Annotated in this window: 2 protein-coding genes; both read left to right on the top strand. The window is 40.1% G+C overall.

Annotation, left to right across the window (positions count from 1 at the left end):
- Positions 1-177: 177 nt before the first annotated feature.
- Positions 178-831 carry a hypothetical protein gene (locus KDG50_02720; protein MCB1864315.1) on the top strand — a complete coding sequence of 218 codons (654 nt, stop codon included), beginning with the start codon at positions 178-180 and terminating at the stop codon, positions 829-831.
- Positions 832-837: 6 nt separating this feature from the next.
- Positions 838-1,470 carry a hypothetical protein gene (locus KDG50_02715; protein MCB1864314.1) on the top strand — a complete coding sequence of 211 codons (633 nt, stop codon included), beginning with the start codon at positions 838-840 and terminating at the stop codon, positions 1,468-1,470.
- Positions 1,471-1,730: the final 260 nt, after the last annotated feature.

The following is a 1,730-nucleotide window of genomic DNA, read 5'->3' as shown; positions in this document are numbered from 1 at the left end:
CTGCAGGTGATACCGTTCACGTTTACACTAGCACAAGTAGACCGAACATTTCAAAAGTATCTGATAGCGTTTATGCAACAGCTACTGTAGTTGCTTAAAACTAATCCGAGGCTTTGCCTCTCAAGTATATATGGGGCTCGTGTAGCCCCTTTTTTATTACCTATCTAATTACAACCTATGGCACATCTTAAAAAAGGCTTACTAGGAACACCAAAAGGTAAAATTGGGAAAATAATGGGCTACTCCAAGAACGGAAAGGGAATAATCCAATCACTACCTAAGACAACTGACGCCTATTCCAGATATTGGTCACTTCTCAAATGGAAAATAGAACAACAACTAACCTACGTTTGGTCTATACTTACTCCAACAGATCAAGCCGCATGGACCTCAGTAGCCCCAGTTGGCCTTACTGGTTTAGAATACATGATACAATGGGCATTAGAATTAATGCAGGAAAGGAAACAGCTAAACGCAGGCGGAGCGGTAATTGATATAGATGGAGCAAACGGCTTTCTCGATTGCTTTGTGGAAGGGAATTTTTATGAAATGAACGCCACTATTACCATACCCCCTAACGATCCTTTTTGGTCAGCAGCTGGGTCTATTCAAATCATTATAGGAAGATGGGCTTTGACTGGTGGGGTTAGCAATTTAACAAGAATCATAGGACCTATAACCCCTCAAACAATCCATGTTCAATGGTCAAATCCAGCTCCGTCATTATATGGGTTCTTTACGTTACAGGTTCGCAGCACAAGCCCAACATTAAGATATTACCCTGTACTAGTACCATCTTTCAACCCATCTTTAGAACTCCCAATAACCTAAAAAATCATGGCTCACCTAAAAAAAGGCATAACAGGCGGCATAGTTAAAAGTATTGGAAACGTAGTTGGCAGAAACTATAAAGGTTTAGCGGTTATACAGTCAAAACCGAAAAAGAAGGAAACCCTGGTTGGTAGCAATTTAAGCGAAAACGGTATTGCCCTACTTAAACTATGTGAATTCTACGATAAAGCTAGGCCAGGTATAGAAATCCTTCTGTCAGCAGAACTACCTGGTACATCATACAACTGGAACGATTTTGTTAAAAGCTACCTACAGAAAAACAACGGAATATTGCCTAACCTGGTAGTTCCAATGGTAACAGGCTCAGATCAATTCAAATCTAATTTTCAAATCCTATGTCCAACAAGCCCGCTTATCAATGAAGTAGAAATCACTTTTGATAAAATGTACTCAATCAAATCAATGTTCCCCAACGCAGAACTACGGTATAGAGTATATAATCAGGCCATCGGTCTCCAGCTCCCCTTCACCACCCCAATTTCAAGTAATAAAGCTACAATCGGATATAATTCCAGTGGTCTGTCCGTAGGCCAATACATGGTATCGATTTACTTTATTAGAGATACAATTAACGGTCTCAGGTCACAAATAGGCTTCTCTATTTTCGTTCAGCCTTAACACTTGCTTTAGATTGCCTAAATGCTTAAATAAATCCTCGTAGCCTTAGTTTGTTCATGGCTTTGTCGTTTGGCCGAATTGTAGTACATTTGATCTGTCAGCCTCAAGGAAATGGCCCCTGCAGGGATGCAAGCCACCAGCGGAGAGCTGATGCAACTCAAAGCAAAATTTGGTTAGTTGTAAGCCTCTGATACTATTTATCTATCAGAGGCTTGTTTTTTATAGATATTCTCTATTAACTTAGTGCCCAGGATACCTTT

Source organism: Chromatiales bacterium, from assembly GCA_020445605.1.
GTDB lineage: Bacteria > Pseudomonadota > Gammaproteobacteria > JAGRGH01 > JAGRGH01 > JAGRGH01.
This window is presented reverse-complemented; position numbering and strand designations above follow the sequence as displayed.